The organism is Streptomyces sp. NPDC030991, assembly GCF_055571235.1.
In genome coordinates, this window is sequence record NZ_JBVIFR010000043.1 from 13,850 (window position 1) to 29,725 (window position 15,876).

Below are 15,876 nucleotides of genomic sequence, written 5' to 3' on the forward strand. Positions count from 1 at the left end.
GTTCGACCCGGGCCCCGGCGCGGTACCGAACGCGCCGGATGCCGTCGGCGGCCGGCCCCGCGAGGCATGCCATAACTGGCGGTCAAAGACGTGACGATGAGGTTCGGCGCGGCGGTTCTGCGTTCGTACGAAAGCCCGTTCGCCGTCGAGGAGGTGCTGCTGACCTCGGGGCCGGCCGACGGCGAGGTCCTGGTCGCGATCGCGGGCTGCGGGATGTGCCGCACCGATCTCGCGGTCCGGCATTCGGCGGGTCGCTCACCGCTGCCTGCGGTGCTCGGCCACGAAGGTGCCGGGATCGTGGTGGAGACGGGCGGCCCGCAGACCGGCCTGAGCAACGGTGACCACGTCGTCCTGAGTTTCGACTCCTGCGGCCACTGCCCGAACTGTATGGCCGCCGCTCCCGCCTACTGCGACTCCTTCGCCTCGCTCAACCTCTTCGGCGGGCGCCCGGAGAACGCCGCGCGGTTCACCGACGCGGCCGGGGAGGCACTGGCTCCCCGGTGGTTCGGCCAGTCCTCGTTCGCCGAGTACGCGGTGGTCCCGGCCCGTAGCGCGGTACGGGTCGACCCCGCACTCCCCATCGAGCTGCTCGGACCGCTCGGCTGCGGCTTTCTGACCGGCGCCGGAGCGGTCTTCCACTCCTTCGGCGCCGGGCCCGGCGAGACCCTGGCGGTCTTCGGCACGGGAGCGGTGGGCCTGGCCGCCGTGATGGCGGCCACCGCCGCCGGAGCGGTGACCGTAGCCGTCGACCGGCACCCCGAACGGCTGGCCCTCGCCGAACGATTCGGCGCGATTCCGCTGCACGCGGCCACCTCCGATCTGCCGGGCCGGATCCTGGGACTGACCGACGGCGGCGCGTCCTACGCGCTGGACACCACGGCTTCACCCCAGCTGATCAACGACGCGCTGCGGGCCCTGCGCCCGACCGGCCACCTCGGCCTGGTGGCAAGGCTCCACACCGCCCTGTCGCTCGAACCGGGCGTGCTCGACCGCGGCAGGAGGATCTCCCACATCTGCGAGGGAGACGCGGTGCCTGGTCTGCTGATCCCGCGCCTGACCGCTCTGTGGCAGGCCGGACGTTTCCCGTTCGACGAGCTGATCCGGACGTATCCGCTCGCCGACATCAACGAGGCCGAACGCGACTGTGACGCGGGCCGTGTGGTCAAACCCGTCCTGGTTCCGGAGAGGAGAAGCCGATGAGCGAGGCGTCCACCGCCGCGAAGACGCCGCTCCGTGGTCGCGGCCGCTTCTCGTACATGTCTCGCGCAGTGCGGGCGTAGACCCGATCACCAACGGAGGAAACGTGGTCAGTACAACCCATCGCGACATCGGTGTGGAAGGTGTGGAAGGAGGTGTAGGGGTGACGGCTCTCCTGGTCGCTGCGGCCCGCGCGATCGAGACCTACCGTCACGACTCCCTGGCACGGGACATCTACGCGGAGCACTTCGTCCGCGCCGCACCGGCGTCCGCCACCTGGCCGGTCCGCCCGCACCAGGTGCCGGACGGGGACGCGAACCCTCTGTGGGGACGGTTCGCGCGTTACTTCGGTCTGCGGACACGGGTCCTCGACGATTTCCTCCTCCGATCGGTGCACACCGGCAGCGCGCGCCAAGTGGTGCTGCTCGGGGCGGGGTTGGATACGCGGGCCCTCCGCCTCGACTGGCCCTCCGGATGCGTGATCTTCGAGATCGACCAGGAGGGAGTGCTGGCGTTCAAGCACAAAGTGCTCGACGGAGTGCCGACCGCCCCGACGGCCGCCCGCGTACCCGTCCCGGCCGACCTCCGCACCGACTGGGCCGGAGCACTCGCCGACGCCGGTTTCGACGCGACCGCGCCGAGCGTCTGGCTGGCCGAGGGACTGCTCTTCTACCTGCCGCCCGCCGCCGAGACCTCCCTCATCGACATGGTGGACCGGTTGAGCACGCGAGGAAGCGCGCTGGCATTCGAGGTCAAACTCGACAAGGACCTGATGGAACATCGCGACAGCCCGCTCTACACCTCGACGACGCGGCAGATCGGCATCGACCTGCTCACCTTGTTCGACAGGGAGAAGCGTCCTGACTCCGCGGGCGACCTGGTGAACAAGGGCTGGTCCACGTCGGTCCACACCCCCTTCGACTTCACGCGTCAGCACGGGCGCGGCCCACTGCCCGAGGAGAACGACGCCTTGGCAGGGAACCGGTGGGTGTTCGCGACCAAGCCCTGACCGTCGTCGCTGTCTACGGATCGGACGCGGCGTGGCGTGCCGTGGCGAGCTGCGATGACCACCCACAGGAACACCGTCCGCAGGCCGACGGCGTCTCCGAGGGCGCCGGCTCCGAGGTTGAACAGGGCGTAGGCGAGGGCTTCGGCGACGGAGATGAGGACGGCGAAGGCGGGGCCGCGCAGGTCGGGCGGGGTGACGGCCATGACGACGGGCCGGTTGACGCCAGGGTTCGCCCCCTGGACCGCGGTCATCAGCCCGAAGAGCAGCAGGTACGGGGCGATGCCGTCCCAGTCGAACTGCGTGCCGAGGAACGCGAGGCCCCAGCAGATGCCCGCTGAGCAGCCGCTGGATCACCATGAGCCCGAACGTGTGGATGCCGAAGAGGCGTCGCAGAGTCTGGCGGGAGAACGCACCGGCAGGCGGCGCGGCGTCCCGGGCGGCCCACGGCTCCGGCTCGCTCGCTCCCGCTCCGGGGTCCCGGAGCAGGAGCCGCACCAGCAGGGCCGCCAGCACGCACAGCCCGCCGATCACATGGAACCCGCAGCGCCAGCCGCCCGGGGCCTCGGCGAGCTGTGCGATCAGCGGCCCGATCCCCGCGCCGCGCAGCGAGACTCCGCCATACATCGTGCCGATCGCCGTCCCCGGGATCCCTCGTCGAACAGGTCGGCGACGAGGTCGTGGACGATCGGCTGACCCGCCGCGGCTCCCACCGCCGCCGGCAGATAGCAGACGAGCAGCTGCGGAAAACTCTGGCTCAGCCCGCAGGCGGCGATCCACGCCTACCTCTGCCACCCCTCCTACTGCAACCGCTACCGCGTGTCGGCCCGCACCTCCACCACCGCTGACTCCGTCAGCGGCAACCGCGGATTCCGCACCGTCCGAAGGGTCCCCTGACTCCACGCCGCAGCCTCGGTTCCCCGGCGACGGGTTGCTCCGGGCGCGGTTCGACCGCGACCGGGCCCGGTCACTCAGGCAAAGAATTCCCCTGGAGGTGGTGAGACATCCCGCTGGGGGCACTCGGTCTGCGGGAGTACCCGCTGGTGCTCTTCCCATCGGAGGAATGAGAAGCCCGTGTACATAGGCATCGGTACCGTAGTCGTCATTCTCATCGTCATCGTTGTCATCATGTTGCTGCGGCGCCGCTGACTTCCACCTCGCTCCCACGGAAGCCACCGCGGGGCCGGCCCCCGGGTCGACCTCCCGCCACGCTGGACGTTCTGCACGGCGGGCCGCGCCCTGAGGCGGATCGGTGATCGGTCGACGCCGCCCTGGGCGGGCGCCTGTCAGGCGGGCCGGCGCGACCGACGCGGAGGGGATCCGGCGCAGCGGACACATGTGGTCGCCGCGGGACGGATCTCCAGGCGCTCCGGCGCGATGGTCCCGCCGCACTCTGCGCACCGGCCGTATTCGCCCCGTTCGAGCCGTTCCACTGCCTGGTCGAGTTCGTCCAGGTGCTCGCGCGCCTGGGCCAGCAGGGCGGCCACGTGCGCCCGCTCGAAGGCGGTGCTGGCCCCGTCGGGGTCGTGCTCGTCGTCGACCGCGACCAGGGTGTTCGCCGCGACGATCCCGTCGAAGTCGCGGCCCAGGGCGGCCGCCCGCGCCAGGGTGTCGGCGCGGTCGGCCGCGAGGCGTGCGCGAGCGGCCGCGAAGCCGGACGGGCTGCCCTCATCATGACGGCACCGTGATGTATCGCCCATACTTACGACAACACCGCGCTCCGGTCTCCGATTCCCTCGGCTCGCACGCTTTCGAAGCGCTCCTGCGCGTCCTCGACCCGAAGGCGAAGCCGACCGTCGACACACCTCGCCATGCCCCTTCACGAGCGGGTTCTTAGGGTGGGGGGCATGACAACATTTCTTGCCGGCAGTGCATTCGACTCGCTCCGTCTCGACGCCGTGCGCGACCCGGAGTCGCTGCGGCAGTCCTACGAACTCCCCAAGGACGCCGCCGTACGCAAGCAAATGACCGAACTCACCGACAAAACACGGCAGTTGATCGGCTGCTCGTCGCTGGTCCTGGTCGCCAGCGTGGACGCCGAGGGCAACTGCGACGTCTCCCCGCGCGGCGGCCCCGCCGGGTTCGTCGCCGTCCTGGACGCGCGCACGGTGGCGATACCGGACGCGACCGGCAACAAACGTCTGGACACCCTGCAGAACGTCATCGCCACGGGCCGGGCCGGGCTGCTGTTCGTCATCCCCGGGCGCACCACGACGCTCAGGGTGAACGGCCGGGCCTGCGTCTCCACCCGCCCGGAACTGCTGTCGCAGCTGACCGCCGTGGGCAAGCCGCCGGCCAGTGCACTGGTGGTGGGGATCGAGGAGGTCTACCCGCACTGCCCCAAGTCGCTTCTGCGCAGCGGGGCCTGGAAGCCGGAGCAGTGGCTGTCGCCGGACGCGCAGCCGACCTCGGCCGAGGTGACGCTGAGCCAGCTACGGATGCCGGAGCTGACGATCGCTGACATCGAGCAGACGGAGGCGGATTCGCTGCGCTACCGGTACGAATGACGGGTCGGCCTGTGATCGTCTGACCAGCAGCCCACCGCCCCTGGCCGGCACGCCCCGCCGTCGGTCGTGGGGCAGTCCCCAGCCGGGCGAGAGCCGTGCTGCCAGGAGAGCCGCTACCCGCGCGAACCGTCCCTACTTGACCGTGTGGGTGGGGTAGACCTGCACGTCGGTGTAGGCGCCCTTGATGTCGCCCGCGCCCGCAGGCCACTTCAGGTCCACGGTGTGCGTCTCGTTCGGGGGCGTCACCAGGATGTCGGTCGGCGACGAGAGGCTGTTGCCGCTGGTGTCGATCGTGTAGGCCAGACTGAAGACAGCGGCGTCGCCCGGCTTCAGAGTGGTGATACGCGGCTGGGCGGGGCCGCGCTCGATGGGGTTCGAGGTGTGGTCGGCGTCCTTGATGTCGACACCCGCGAAGCCCGTCGCCGAGCAGGTCGCCGAACCCCGGTTGATCATGGTGATGTTGATCCGGCCGGACGTCTCGTCGGGCGCGGCGTCCACCGCGTCGATGGCCAGGTCCTCGGTCTTGCAGAACGTGACCTTGCTGCCGGTCTGCGTCGCCCCGTTCGCGGCCGCCTCTACCTCGGTGCCCGCACCGGAGCCGGACTTCGCGTCGTCCGCCTGCGAGCCGGCGGAGCCCTCACTTCCCTCCGACTTCGCGCCGCCATTGGTGGACGAGGAAGACGAGGAGCTCTTCGAGGACGTGTCCTGCCCGGAGCCGTCGCTGCCACAGGCCGTGAGCGAGAGGGTGGCGGCGACGCCGACGGCAGCGAGAGCGGTGATTCGGGTGTACTTCACGGTGTTCCCCCAAGAGGAGCGGGTGCGTGCGGTCAGAACCATTTGTATCCCGCACCGAGTTACAGGCAGTCCTCCACGACGTCTTCGTTCTGTCACAGCCGGGGCCGATGAGTCCGCTGCGGGAGTCGGCGTGACGGAGCCCGCAAGCGGCTCGGCACGGCGCGGACCTCCGGTACCCCTGTGCGAGGTGTCCTCGGCGGCAGCGCGCCGCACCGAGGGCCGAACGGGTGAAGCACGACCGTTCAACGGCGTCCACGCCTGCGACCGTCATCGCCCCTGGTCAGATAAGGCAAGCAGGCATCCCGTCACCTTCCAGTGCAGAGGAACCACTTCATGCGTCTCCGCCACACGCTGGCCGCTGCGGCCGGCGCCGCCACGCTGCTCCTGACCGTCCCCTCGGCCGTGTACGCGGCCGAGGGCGACTTCACCTACACCTACATCGACAGCACGGGCCAGGAGCAGCGGACCACTCTCCACGGTCCCGCGAGCGAGGAGTGCATTCTCCTGCCGGAGGCAGCCCAGGAGTACACGCAGCCGCCCGCCCACTCCCCGAAGAACCGCACTGACTCCTTCGCGGTCGTCTACAAGGACGGGGACTGCACTGGCGACCACTTCACGCTGCGCCCCCACACCGGAGGAGGAAGCGAGCGCCTGCAGTTCCGGTCGGTCGTGTTCTCGTGATGGTCGGCCGACCGTGCGCCGCCCGGGTCGTTCAGGGGTCATCTGCCCCTGGCTCCGCGCGTGTTGGGCGTCTGCGTCGCACCTCCGTCCGCCCTGGCCGCCGCCCGCAGACTTCCGCTCGTCCGGGCCGGGGACGGAGGACGCCACGCACGTCCCGGCAGCGGGGCGAGGTACGGTGGCGGTACCGAGCGCACCTCGCACGCCGTCATCCATGTCGGCGTCGCCCTCGGGGAACGGCAAGACCGGAGCACATCGCGTCCGGTCGGGAATGAGCCGCCCCACATGAGCCTGATGACCCTCGGAGTACTCGCCTCCTCCCGCAAGGAGAACGAGTTCCGCCTGCCGCTGCACCCCCGTCATCTCGACCGGATAGCACCGGACATACGCGAGAAGATATTCCTCGAACAGGGCTACGGCGAACGGTTCGGTGTCGCCGACGAAGCGCTGCTGCCCCTCGTGGCCGGCCTGCGCTCCCGCGAACAACTCGTCGCGGAGTGCGACGTCCTGCTGCTGCCCAAACCGATGCACGACGACATGGCCGAGCTGCGCGAGGGCCAGGTGCTGTGGGGCTGGCCCCACTGCGTGCAGGACGCGAAGATGACCCAGATCGGCATCGACCGACGGCTGACCCTGATCGCCTGGGAGGCCATGAATCACTGGACCTCGACGGGCGCCTTCAGCGTCCACGTGTTCCACAAGAACAACGAACTCGCCGGTTACTCCTCGGTGTTGCACGCCCTTCAGCTCCGCGGGACGACCGGCAGCTACGGGCGGCGTCTGCGCGCGGCGGTCATCAGCTTCGGCGCCACGGCGCGTGGAGCGGTCACGGGCCTGGGCGCCATGGGGATTTCTGACGTCACGGTGGTCACCCAGCGCGCCGCGGCAGCGGTGGCCTCACCGATGCCCTCGGTCGTGATGGACCACTTCAAGGAGCAGGACGACGATCCGACGCGCCTCCAGGCGGTCAACGCGGCCGGAACCGTGCCGCTGGCGGAGTACCTGGCAGGGTTCGACATCATCGTCAACTGCGTCCTGCAGGACACCGACGCGCCGCTGACGTTCGTCAACGACGAGGAACTCGCCCTGTTCCAGCCGGGGACCTTCTTCATCGACGTGGCCTGCGACGAGGGTATGGGCTTCGCGTGGGCCCGCCCCACCACGTTCGACGAGCCCATGTTCGACGTGGGGTCGGGCTGCCACTACTACGCGGTGGATCACAGTCCGTCCCACCTGTGGAACTCCGCCACCTGGGAGATCAGCGAGGCGCTGCTTCCGTACCTGCGCAAGGTGTTGAGCGGTCCGATGGCCTGGGACGCCGATGTCACGATCAGGAAGGCCATCGAGATCCGCGACGGCGTGGTCCAGAACCCGAAGATCCTCTCCTTCCAGCACCGATCGCCTGACTATCCCCACGCCCCCACGGCCCTGGCCCCGGCGCCCGCGCCGAGTTCGGAGATCTAGCCTCCGCATTTCGGTTGGGATCGGCCGAGCCGCGTCGACGCCGTGCTGTTCAGGAGAGCCGGGCCGGTACCGGCGGCCCTGCCGCACGGACAAGGCCCTCGACGCGGGCGTAGGCATGGTGGCGGGCCTCCAGGAACTGGAGCGCTCCGCCGCCTGCGGTGGAGTGCAGGTGCGGAAGACGTGATGGCGCGCCGTCCCTCGTCGAGGTCGAACAAGCGGGCAGCGTCCCCGCTCGTGCTGGGTTCACACGACAGTCCCCGGTTCCGCGCAGGCGCAACAGGTGCGGCGGGGCACGGCCGGCGCTAGCGAGGTGCCGCGAGGATGTCTCCGAGTACGTCCTCGAGCGTGACGCGGGCCAGCTCGTGTCTCAGGGTCTCCTCGATGCCCCCGTAGATGCGCTGCATCACCGGCTGGATGCCGTGACCCACCACGCATTCCTGATCCGGGGTGCCGCGGTGCATCGCGAACAGCGGGCCGGGCTCGACTGCGTCGTACACGTCGAGCAGAGTCATCGACTTCAGCTCGCGCGCCAGTGACCAGCCCGCCCCCACGCCCCGCCGGGACTCCACGAGCCCAGCCCTGCGCAGCTCACCGAGGAGCCGTCTGATCACCACGGGGTTGGTGTTCGCGCTGGCCGCGATCTGCTCGGAGGTGGCCACCTCGTGGCCCCGGCGCTGGTAGAGACCGATCCAGGCCAGCGCGTGGGCAGCGATGGTCAACCTGCTGTTGGCGCTCATGAACCCGTCCACTTCTCCTCTCGGTCGCAATGCTTCATGTTACGACCTCGCCCTATCGTAACACTGATGGTTGCGACAGTGCGTCGTAACAACTATTGTTTCGACTGTCGCAAAGGTTCGAGCAACGAGGTGAGAAGAATGTGCAAGCCACTGACGGGCAAGGTCGCCCTGGTCACGGGAGGGTCTCGCGGACTGGGGGCCGCGACCGTACGACTGCTGGCCGAGCAGGGCGCCGATGTCGCGTTCACCTATGTCAGTTCCGAGAAGCAGGCGCAGGCCGTCGTCGACGAGGTGCGCGACCATGGGGCGAAGGCCGTCGCCTTCGCATCCGACCAGGCGGACACAAGTCTCGCATCGGCGCTGATCGACGACGTGGTCGCGCACTTCGGCGGCCTGGACATCCTCGTCAACAACGCGGCGATCTCCGTGGAGCAGGGCCGCACGGTGGACGACCCGGATGCCGACACCGCCGCACTGGACCGGATGCACGCCACCAACTACCTCGGTGTCATCGCCCTCATCCGGGCCGCCTCCCGAGTGCTGCGCGCGGGCGGCCGCATCATCACGGTGAGCTCCGGTCTGGGCTCCCGGGTCGGCTCCCCGGGCCTTGCCGACTACGCGGCGACCAAGTCGGGGATCGAGAGGTACACCATGGGGGTCGCACGGGACCTCGGACCCCGGGAGATCACGGCCAACGTGGTGGAGGCGGGACTGATGGAGGGCGGCATGCAACCGCCGGACGCCGAGACCCTCAAGGCGCTGATCAGCTCTCTCTCCATACAGCGCAAGGGGCACCCGGACGAGATCGCCGCGGCGATCGCCTTTCTCGCGAGCCCCGCGGCGTCGTACGTCACGGGCGCGGTGCTGGACGCCCACGGCGGCTACAACGCCTGAACCGGCAGCGGGCCGCGCCCCCGAGCGCCTTCGGAGGCACGCGCTGCTGCGGCCGGACACGTTGCTCACGAGGATCTCGCCGCGACCTGACGCCTGCACGGGGTGTCTTGCGCGGTGTCGACTGTGTCGACGCCTTCGGCGCCACGGACTTCCACGAGGACCTCAAGAAGTTCGACGTCCCGACGCTCGTCGTGCACGGTGACGACGACCAGGTCGTGCCGATCGACGCCACCGGACGCAAGTCCGCCGAGCTCATCGCGGACGCCGAACTGAAGGTCTACGAGGGTGGGTCGCACGGCATCGCTCTGGTGCCGGGTGACAAGGAACGCTTCAACAAGGACCTGCTGGAGTTCCTCCAGAAGTGACCCGCGCCGTCGCTTCGGTCCCGATCCGGGAGGCAGCGGGCCGACGCCGGCTCGGTGGAGGTCGGCGCGACGCGACCGCGTTCATCGGTCGCTGGGCGTAGGTCCTGCGCCTCAGGCGCGCTTCCCGCCCGCTTGACTAGGGTCAGCCCTCATGGAGACCACAGGAATCGTTCGCCGCCGGACGGCGGAGCGTGTGCGCGACACTCTGGGGCGGCTCACCGCCGAACGGGATGTGTGGGTGTCGACGGCTCACCCCGAACACGGGCCGCATCAGGTGCCGTTGTGGTTTCTGTGGGATGGGCGAGCAGTGTGGATGTGCACCGGCGCCACGTCCGCGACCGCGCGGAACGTCCGTCGAGAGCCGCGCGTGCGCCTGGCGCTGCCGGACACCTTCGACGTGGTGCTTCTCCAGGGCGATGCGGAGTGTTTCCCGGACCGGGCGGTGCCCGATGGCGCAGCGGAGGCGTTCACCGACAAGTTCGGGTGGGATCCACGCGCGGAAGAAGGTTCCTTTCTGTATGTACGGGTGGTCCCGAACACTGTGCGCGCTTGGCGCGGCGAGCCGGAACTACGCGGGAGAGTCATCATGCGCGACGGCACGTGGCTGGAGTGATTGCCGCCCCTCGCCGACGGCCCCTCAAGGAGGGGGCTGCGAGGCTGAAGGGCAGGCTGACTCTCGCGCGGCCATGACGTCATCGCCGTGCTCGAAGGCCCATGCGCCGACGGCGTCGATGGGCACGAGCAACGTCCGTCCCAGCGTGGTGAGTTCGTATGCGACCCGCGACGGCGCGTCGGGCGGAGAGCGCCGATCGACCAGGCCGTTGAACTGCAACCGCCGCAGGGTTTCGTTGAGGACCTTGGAGCTGATACCCCCGATCCTCTCCCGCAGTTCGATCGGGCGCCGGGGGCCGTCGCGCAGCGCCCAGAGCACCACGGCGTTCCAGGTGTTGGAGAGCAGGTCGAAGGCGAGGCGGGCGCGGCAGTCGGCGAGGAAGGCGTCGGTCGTCACATACCAAATGGTGCCCGACCCGCCTTCTAACGTCGGTGCGAACGGTGGAATCAGGCAGGGGAAGGAACACGGATGCGCATCGGAGTACTGGGAACGGGCAACATGGCCGACGCGCTCGCCACCCACTGGGTGCGGGCCGGGCACGAGGTGGCCATCGGGGGGCGGGACATGCGGAAGGCGGAGCGGCTCGCGGTGCGCGTCGGTGGGGGCGCGGAGCCTGCGAGTCTGCGCGCGGCGGCCGAGTTCGGTCAGGTGGTGCTGGCGGCGCTGCCCTTCGGCGCTGGAGCGGACGTGGCACAGGAGTTGCGTACGGCCCTGGAGGGCAAGGTGCTGCTCGACTGCTCCAACCCGATCGGGCCCGGCTTTCGGCTGCTGACCGAAGGAGGCCCCTCGGCCGCGCAGCGCCTGGCCGCCGCGGCACCGGGAGCCCACGTGGTCAAGGCTTTCAACCTCTGCCACGAGGACGTATGGCGCATGCGGCCGCCCGTCTTCGACGGAAGGCCACTGGCGGTGCCGGTCTGCGGGGATGACGAGACGGCTCTCGCACGGGTACACGAGTTGGTGCGGGACGTGGGCTGTGAACCCGTGTCCGGCGGCGGACTCGAACGCGCGGGGCTCGTGGAGGCGACCGCCGCGCTCTTCATCGCGCTCTGGGTCGGAGCGGGGGCGGATGTCCAGGCGATCGCCCCTCCGCTGGCCTACGCGGCCGGACCCTCCTGCGAGCCCTGACGCGTTCGAGGGGGCGTTCCCGGCGGGGACAAGCCGACCCCGGCCGGCCTCCGGGCCGCCGGGGTCTCGGTGAGACGACCGCCGCCTCGTACCAGGTGGCGGGCCGCAGAGGGGTCCTGAGGGGCTCTAATATCCCCGGCCGGCCTTGTAGTTGGAGGGCAGCGCGTACACGAACTCCCTGGGATCGTTGTAGGCCTGCTCCATCATGGTGGGCACGCTGTGGTAGCCGGTGGTGTAGAGGTTCCGGCTCGGGTCCCACGTGTTGTACGCGAGAATCGCGGCCTGCTTCTTCTTCATGTGCGAGGACGGGATGTTGAGCACGTAGTCCGCGCCGCGGTCGCGCTGGTCCCTGCTGTACGCCTCGTAGGTGTAGATGTGGTTGAAGCGGACGTCCTTCAGCTCACCGTTCTTCATCAGGAAGTACGCGGCGTCGCTGCATGCCTTGTGCGTGGCGTTCGGGGCCCACTCCCCCGGCTTGGTCGTGTCGAGCCATCCCGCGGTGAACTTGTGCGAGGCGCCCGGGTACAGCTCGATGAGGTCGCGGACCTTGTTCCTGATCTTGTTGACGAGGGCCGTGTACTCCTCCGGCGTGCCGTAGGCGTCGTCGCCGAGCTTGAAGTTGATGACCTTGTCGACGCCGATGGCCTTGGCCGACAGCATGAACTCCGACGTGCGGCCCGAGACCACCTCAGGTGTGCCGTCCGTGTCCTGCCAGCCCAGCTTGTGGTAGTGCCCGGGGGCCGAGCATCTGTCACCCAGGTCGCACGGGTTCTTGTCGAGGGCCTGCGCGATGCCTCCGTTCTCGCCCTTGGTCACCAGGACCAGGTAGACCGGTCTCCCGGCGGCCTTGTGCTCCAGGATGGAGCCGGCCATCCCGATCGCCTCGTCGTCCTGGTGCGGCGAGTAGAAGATCGCGGGAGCCGTCGCCGCGGCGGCGCTCGACGTGCCCACAGACCCGTGGAGCGCGACGCCCGCGGCCGTCAGGCCGGCGGCGGTCAGTACCGACCTCCGGGAGGGACCGGCGGGGACGGCACCATGGTGATGAGGGACGGACATGCGGCGGCTCCTGGTCTCGTCGTACGCGACGCCGGCCGGTCATGGTCGAGAGACCGGGGCGCGCGCAGCGGCTGTATGCCGTCACACTCGCAGGACCCGCTCACGTTCTGCTCACGTCCCGCTACCGTCCCGTTGCCGTCGTTCCCGGCCCATGCCCCCGGCCGGTCGCGCCCCCGGCCCGCCGCGGTTCGTGTCGCTGCCGCGGCGTGGTCGGCCCGGGGCGACGCGCATGCGGATCGGCACCGCTCTGCCTACGGTGGGTGTGCGGCCGTTTCGGCGCACGGCGCGCACCGTCCGCCCTGCGGAGCGGAACCGCCCCGCCCCTGGCGGCAGCCGAGCGCCGTTGTTGCGAGCGTAGGAGAGTCTGATGCGTGCACTCACCTGGCAGGGCAAGCGGGACGTCCGCGTCGAGACGGTCCCCGACCCCGAACTCCGCGATCCGACCGACATCATCGTGCGGGTGACGTCCACCGGCGTCTGCGGCTCCGACCTGCATCTGTACGAGGTCCTGGGGCCCTATCTCGATCCTGGCGACATCCTGGGCCACGAGCCGATGGGCATCGTCGAGGCGGTCGGACCGGAGGTCACCCAGGTAGCGGTGGGCGACCGGGTGGTCGTGCCGTTCAACGTCTCCTGCGGGCACTGTCACATGTGCGGCCAGGGCCTGCAATCACAGTGCGAGACCACCCAGGTCAAGGAGCGTGGAACCGGTGCCGCGCTCTTCGGGTTCAGCAAACTCTACGGCCAGGTGCCCGGCGGGCAGGCGGAACTCCTGCGGGTGCCGTTCGGCAACACTCTGCCCATCAAGGTGCCCCACGGCCCGCCCGACGACCGGTTCGTCTTCCTCTCCGACGTGCTCCCCACCGCCTGGCAGGGCGTGGAGTACGCGGACATCCCGCCCGGCGGGACGGTCACCGTCCTGGGGCTCGGGCCCATCGGCTCCATGGCCGCGCGTATCGCCCTGCACCGCGGCGCCGGCCTCGTCGTGGGGGTCGACCTGGTGCCCGACCGGCTGCGCCGCGCCCACGCCGACGGCGTCAAGGCCCTCGACCTGCGCCGCTACGGCAAGGACATCGGCGACGCGATCCGCGACCTGACGGACGGCCGCGGCACGGACGCCGTCATCGACGCGGTCGGCATGGAGGCTCACGACGCACCCCTGGCCAAGGCCGCCCAGTGGGGCGTCGGCATGCTGCCCGGTCCCATGGCCGAGAAGATCATGGACCGGGCAGGAGTGGACCGGCTCAGCGCCCTGTACGCGGCGATCGACATCGTCCGCCGCGGAGGCACCGTCTCCATCTCCGGGGTCTACGGCGGCGCGCTCGACCCGATGCCGCTCCTGACCATGTTCGACAAGCAGATCCAACTCCGCATGGGGCAGGCCAACGTCAAGCACTGGGTGGACGACATCCTGCCGCTGCTCACTGACGAGGACCCGCTCGGGGTCGACGGCTTCGCCACCCACCACATGCCCCTGGAAGAGGGCCCCAAGGCGTATCAGATGTTCCAGGACAAGCAGGACGGAATGATCAAGACCCTGCTCAAGCCCTGACACCGGCTTCTCCGGCGCCGTCCCACCTGCGAAGGTCAGGCGGGGAGCCTGCCGCACAGCACGTTGCCGGGCGCCGCCGGGTCGTCGCTGATCCAGAACTGTCGCCACAGCGTGGCGAACTCCTCGCGGCTGAGGTGACCGTCACCGTTCAGGTCCAGCAGTTCGAAGATCCCCGTCAAGTTGACGGACTGTCCGTTCCAGGTCTCCACGAGACGGCGGTGCTCCTCCGCGGAGATGCGCCCGTCGCCGTTGCTGTCCACGGCCTCGAAGACGGTGTCGGCGGTCGCCGTGACGCTGGCGACCATGGTGGGCAACTTGGCCACGAGCGCGAGCAGTTCACTCATGTCGACGCCGCCGTCCCCGTCCGCGTCACCCACTTCCAGCAGGGCGGCCCACCATCCCATCAGCAGCGACTCCACCCGCGCTCCGAGTTCGGTCCCGGGCGCCGCGGCCGACAGTTGCCTCCAGCGGGCGACGAGTGCCCGGAAATCGTCCTCGCGCAGATAACCGTCGCCGTCCGCGTCGAACGCGGTGAACATCCCCCTGAGCTTGCGCTCCTGCAACGCACTGGCCACGAGCAGCCTCCCTCGACACAGCCGCCAACCACGAACCGCCCGGCATCGCCGTGCGCGACGGCGGGCAGTTCGCCACTCTAGGCCGGGACGTGTCCTCGGCCCCACGGGCACATTCGCGCGAGCGCTCACTCCGAAGGGTCCGTACTGCCCCGTGCTTCGGCTGCCCGGAGAGCTGCGGTAGCGCCGATACGCGGAGCCCGCTCTGGTCAGACGCGGCTGAACGCTGTCTGGAGGAGGTCGGCGAGGAGGGCCGCGCAGGATCCGTCGGGGTCGAGATCGGGGTCGTAGATGGTGAGGTTGAAGCCGACGCACCGTTCCGACCGCACCAAAGTCCGCAGCAGCGGGGCGAGTTCGTCGGGCAGGAGTCCGCCGGGGTCGGGGCTGTCGACGGCGGGCATGACGGACGGGTCCAGCACGTCCGCGTCCAGATGTACCCAAAAGCCCTCGGTCACCGGCGCTCGAAGAGTGTGCAGAGCCGCGGACGCCACTTCTTCGGCGCCCCGCTCCCGGATCTCCCCGACCGTCGCGTTCGCGATCTTCAGCTCGGTGAGCTCGGCCCGCTCTTCGTCGTAGTCCCGGATGCCGAAGACCCGTACGTCCTCGTCCCTGATGTACGGCCGCAGTCCTTCGAGGCCCGTCAGGTCCTGCTGGCCGCGGCCGGTCGTCAGGGCCAGCTCCTCGCCGCCCGCGGCGCCGATACGGTCGGAGTTCCCGGGGTGGCGGAAGTCCGCGGATCCGTCGATGACCGCGAGCCCGTACCGCCCGATGCGGCGGAGGGCGAGCGAGGCGCCGAGCTGGATGGAACAGTCACCGCCCAGGACCACCGGGAAGTCCCCTGCCCGGACGTGGTGCTCGATGCGGTCGGCGAGCTTGCGGGTGTACGTGGCGATCGCCTCGGCGTTGAACACGCCGTCGCCCTCCCTCCAGTCGCCGCGGTCGTAGCGGGGCGGAACGACGACTCCTCCCTCGTACGCCCCGAGCCGTCGCACCAGCTGCTGTTCCCGCAGTGCGCCCGCCAGCTTGTAGCACCCGGGCACGGTGCCTTCGGCCGGCGGCCGCAGGCCGAGATTGGAGGGGGCGTCAATGACGACGAGACGGCGCATCCGGCCATTGTGGCCGTGCGGGTCGGCGCGGGCCAGCGTGTTTCGACGGCTGCTCCCACGGCGGAGCCGGGGCCGCCCGGTGGTTCGGCGACGTGCGCTCGTGACCAGCTGTGCCTAGGTGTATTGCCCTGTGAGGTTGGGGACGCGGCTGGCGGGTGGTTTGCCTGCGAGTGCGGTGTGTCCGCGGTGGTGATTGTAGGTGTGGAGCC

18 protein-coding genes and 2 pseudogenes are annotated in these 15,876 nt (G+C 69.9%); 11 read left to right on the forward strand and 9 right to left on the reverse strand.

The window, feature by feature from the left end; translation table 11 throughout:
• Positions 1-96 precede the first annotated feature (96 nt).
• Positions 97-1,200, forward strand: a complete 1,104-nt coding sequence (locus ACZ45E_RS38970) for an NAD(P)-dependent alcohol dehydrogenase (protein WP_468231110.1) — start codon at positions 97-99, stop codon at positions 1,198-1,200.
• Positions 1,201-1,303: 103 nt separating this feature from the next.
• Positions 1,304-2,206, forward strand: a complete 903-nt coding sequence (locus ACZ45E_RS38975) for a class I SAM-dependent methyltransferase (protein WP_468231060.1) — start codon at positions 1,304-1,306, stop codon at positions 2,204-2,206.
• On the opposite strand, the gene ACZ45E_RS38980 is transcribed toward ACZ45E_RS38975, so the two are convergent.
• On the reverse strand, positions 2,128-2,457 hold the full coding sequence (locus ACZ45E_RS38980; RefSeq protein WP_468231061.1) for a hypothetical protein: 330 nt from the start codon (positions 2,455-2,457) through the stop codon (positions 2,128-2,130). The genes ACZ45E_RS38975 and ACZ45E_RS38980 overlap by 79 nt on opposite strands.
• A 526-nt stretch (positions 2,458-2,983) precedes the next feature.
• Here ACZ45E_RS38980 and ACZ45E_RS38985 point away from each other — a divergent pair.
• Positions 2,984-3,100, forward strand: a pseudogene (locus ACZ45E_RS38985) (formylglycine-generating enzyme family protein); the annotation flags it as partial.
• A 389-nt stretch (positions 3,101-3,489) separates the two neighbouring features.
• Here ACZ45E_RS38985 and ACZ45E_RS38990 read toward each other — a convergent pair.
• Entirely contained in the window at positions 3,490-3,903 is a 414-nt protein-coding gene (locus ACZ45E_RS38990) for a TraR/DksA family transcriptional regulator (protein WP_468231064.1), read from the reverse strand.
• A 147-nt stretch (positions 3,904-4,050) separates the two neighbouring features.
• Between ACZ45E_RS38990 and ACZ45E_RS38995 the strand changes: the two genes are divergently transcribed.
• Entirely contained in the window at positions 4,051-4,710 is a 660-nt protein-coding gene (locus ACZ45E_RS38995; RefSeq protein WP_468231067.1) for an MSMEG_1061 family FMN-dependent PPOX-type flavoprotein, read from the forward strand.
• 132 nt (positions 4,711-4,842) lie between these two features.
• On the opposite strand, the gene ACZ45E_RS39000 is transcribed toward ACZ45E_RS38995, so the two are convergent.
• On the reverse strand, positions 4,843-5,505 hold the full coding sequence (locus ACZ45E_RS39000; protein WP_468231070.1) for a DUF4232 domain-containing protein: 663 nt from the start codon (positions 5,503-5,505) through the stop codon (positions 4,843-4,845).
• Between the two features lie 333 nt (positions 5,506-5,838).
• On the opposite strand from ACZ45E_RS39000, the gene ACZ45E_RS39005 reads away from it, so the two are divergent.
• Both ACZ45E_RS39005 and ACZ45E_RS39010 read left to right on the forward strand, forming a co-directional pair.
• Positions 5,839-6,186 carry a hypothetical protein gene (locus ACZ45E_RS39005; RefSeq protein WP_468231073.1) on the forward strand — a complete coding sequence of 116 codons (348 nt, stop codon included), beginning with the start codon at positions 5,839-5,841 and terminating at the stop codon, positions 6,184-6,186.
• A gap of 282 nt (positions 6,187-6,468) precedes the next feature.
• On the forward strand, positions 6,469-7,647 hold the full coding sequence (locus ACZ45E_RS39010; protein WP_468231076.1) for a N(5)-(carboxyethyl)ornithine synthase: 1,179 nt from the start codon (positions 6,469-6,471) through the stop codon (positions 7,645-7,647).
• A gap of 49 nt (positions 7,648-7,696) precedes the next feature.
• Here ACZ45E_RS39010 and ACZ45E_RS39015 read toward each other — a convergent pair whose 3' ends face one another.
• Positions 7,697-7,894 (reverse strand): hypothetical protein, encoded by a 198-nt coding sequence (locus tag ACZ45E_RS39015; protein ID WP_468231079.1) that lies wholly within the window; start codon positions 7,892-7,894, stop codon positions 7,697-7,699.
• Positions 7,895-7,949: 55 nt separating this feature from the next.
• Positions 7,950-8,384 (reverse strand): Rrf2 family transcriptional regulator, encoded by a 435-nt coding sequence (locus ACZ45E_RS39020; protein ID WP_468231082.1) that lies wholly within the window; start codon positions 8,382-8,384, stop codon positions 7,950-7,952.
• 138 nt (positions 8,385-8,522) lie between these two features.
• Between ACZ45E_RS39020 and ACZ45E_RS39025 the strand changes: the two genes are divergently transcribed.
• The 3 genes and pseudogenes from ACZ45E_RS39025 to ACZ45E_RS39035 all read left to right on the forward strand — a co-directional run bounded on the left by ACZ45E_RS39025 (position 8,523) and on the right by ACZ45E_RS39035 (position 10,256).
• Positions 8,523-9,278, forward strand: coding sequence for an SDR family NAD(P)-dependent oxidoreductase (locus ACZ45E_RS39025; RefSeq protein WP_468231085.1), 756 nt, complete (start codon positions 8,523-8,525; stop codon positions 9,276-9,278).
• Between the two features lie 56 nt (positions 9,279-9,334).
• Positions 9,335-9,643: pseudogene (locus ACZ45E_RS39030) on the forward strand (alpha/beta fold hydrolase); the annotation flags it as partial.
• Positions 9,644-9,794: 151 nt separating this feature from the next.
• Positions 9,795-10,256: a pyridoxamine 5'-phosphate oxidase family protein gene (locus ACZ45E_RS39035; protein WP_468231087.1), complete on the forward strand. Its 462-nt coding sequence runs from the start codon at positions 9,795-9,797 to the stop codon at positions 10,254-10,256.
• Positions 10,257-10,280: 24 nt separating this feature from the next.
• Here ACZ45E_RS39035 and ACZ45E_RS39040 read toward each other — a convergent pair whose 3' ends face one another.
• On the reverse strand, positions 10,281-10,652 hold the full coding sequence (locus ACZ45E_RS39040; RefSeq protein WP_468231090.1) for a winged helix-turn-helix transcriptional regulator: 372 nt from the start codon (positions 10,650-10,652) through the stop codon (positions 10,281-10,283).
• Positions 10,653-10,724: 72 nt separating this feature from the next.
• Between ACZ45E_RS39040 and ACZ45E_RS39045 the strand changes: the two genes are divergently transcribed.
• On the forward strand, positions 10,725-11,381 hold the full coding sequence (locus ACZ45E_RS39045; protein ID WP_468231092.1) for an NADPH-dependent F420 reductase: 657 nt from the start codon (positions 10,725-10,727) through the stop codon (positions 11,379-11,381).
• Positions 11,382-11,507: 126 nt separating this feature from the next.
• Here the strand turns inward: ACZ45E_RS39045 and ACZ45E_RS39050 are convergent, their stop codons facing one another.
• On the reverse strand, positions 11,508-12,437 hold the full coding sequence (locus ACZ45E_RS39050) for a PIG-L deacetylase family protein (protein ID WP_468231095.1): 930 nt from the start codon (positions 12,435-12,437) through the stop codon (positions 11,508-11,510).
• Between the two features lie 367 nt (positions 12,438-12,804).
• On the opposite strand from ACZ45E_RS39050, the gene ACZ45E_RS39055 reads away from it, so the two are divergent.
• Positions 12,805-13,989, forward strand: a complete 1,185-nt coding sequence (locus ACZ45E_RS39055; RefSeq protein WP_468231098.1) for an alcohol dehydrogenase catalytic domain-containing protein — start codon at positions 12,805-12,807, stop codon at positions 13,987-13,989.
• A 35-nt stretch (positions 13,990-14,024) separates the two neighbouring features.
• Here the strand turns inward: ACZ45E_RS39055 and ACZ45E_RS39060 are convergent, their stop codons facing one another.
• A complete protein-coding gene (locus ACZ45E_RS39060) occupies positions 14,025-14,564 on the reverse strand; it encodes an EF-hand domain-containing protein (protein ID WP_468231101.1) in 540 nt (179 codons plus the stop codon).
• Positions 14,565-14,770: 206 nt separating this feature from the next.
• Positions 14,771-15,667 carry an arginase family protein gene (locus ACZ45E_RS39065; RefSeq protein ID WP_468231104.1) on the reverse strand — a complete coding sequence of 299 codons (897 nt, stop codon included), beginning with the start codon at positions 15,665-15,667 and terminating at the stop codon, positions 14,771-14,773.
• Between the last annotated feature and the right edge of the window lie 209 nt (positions 15,668-15,876).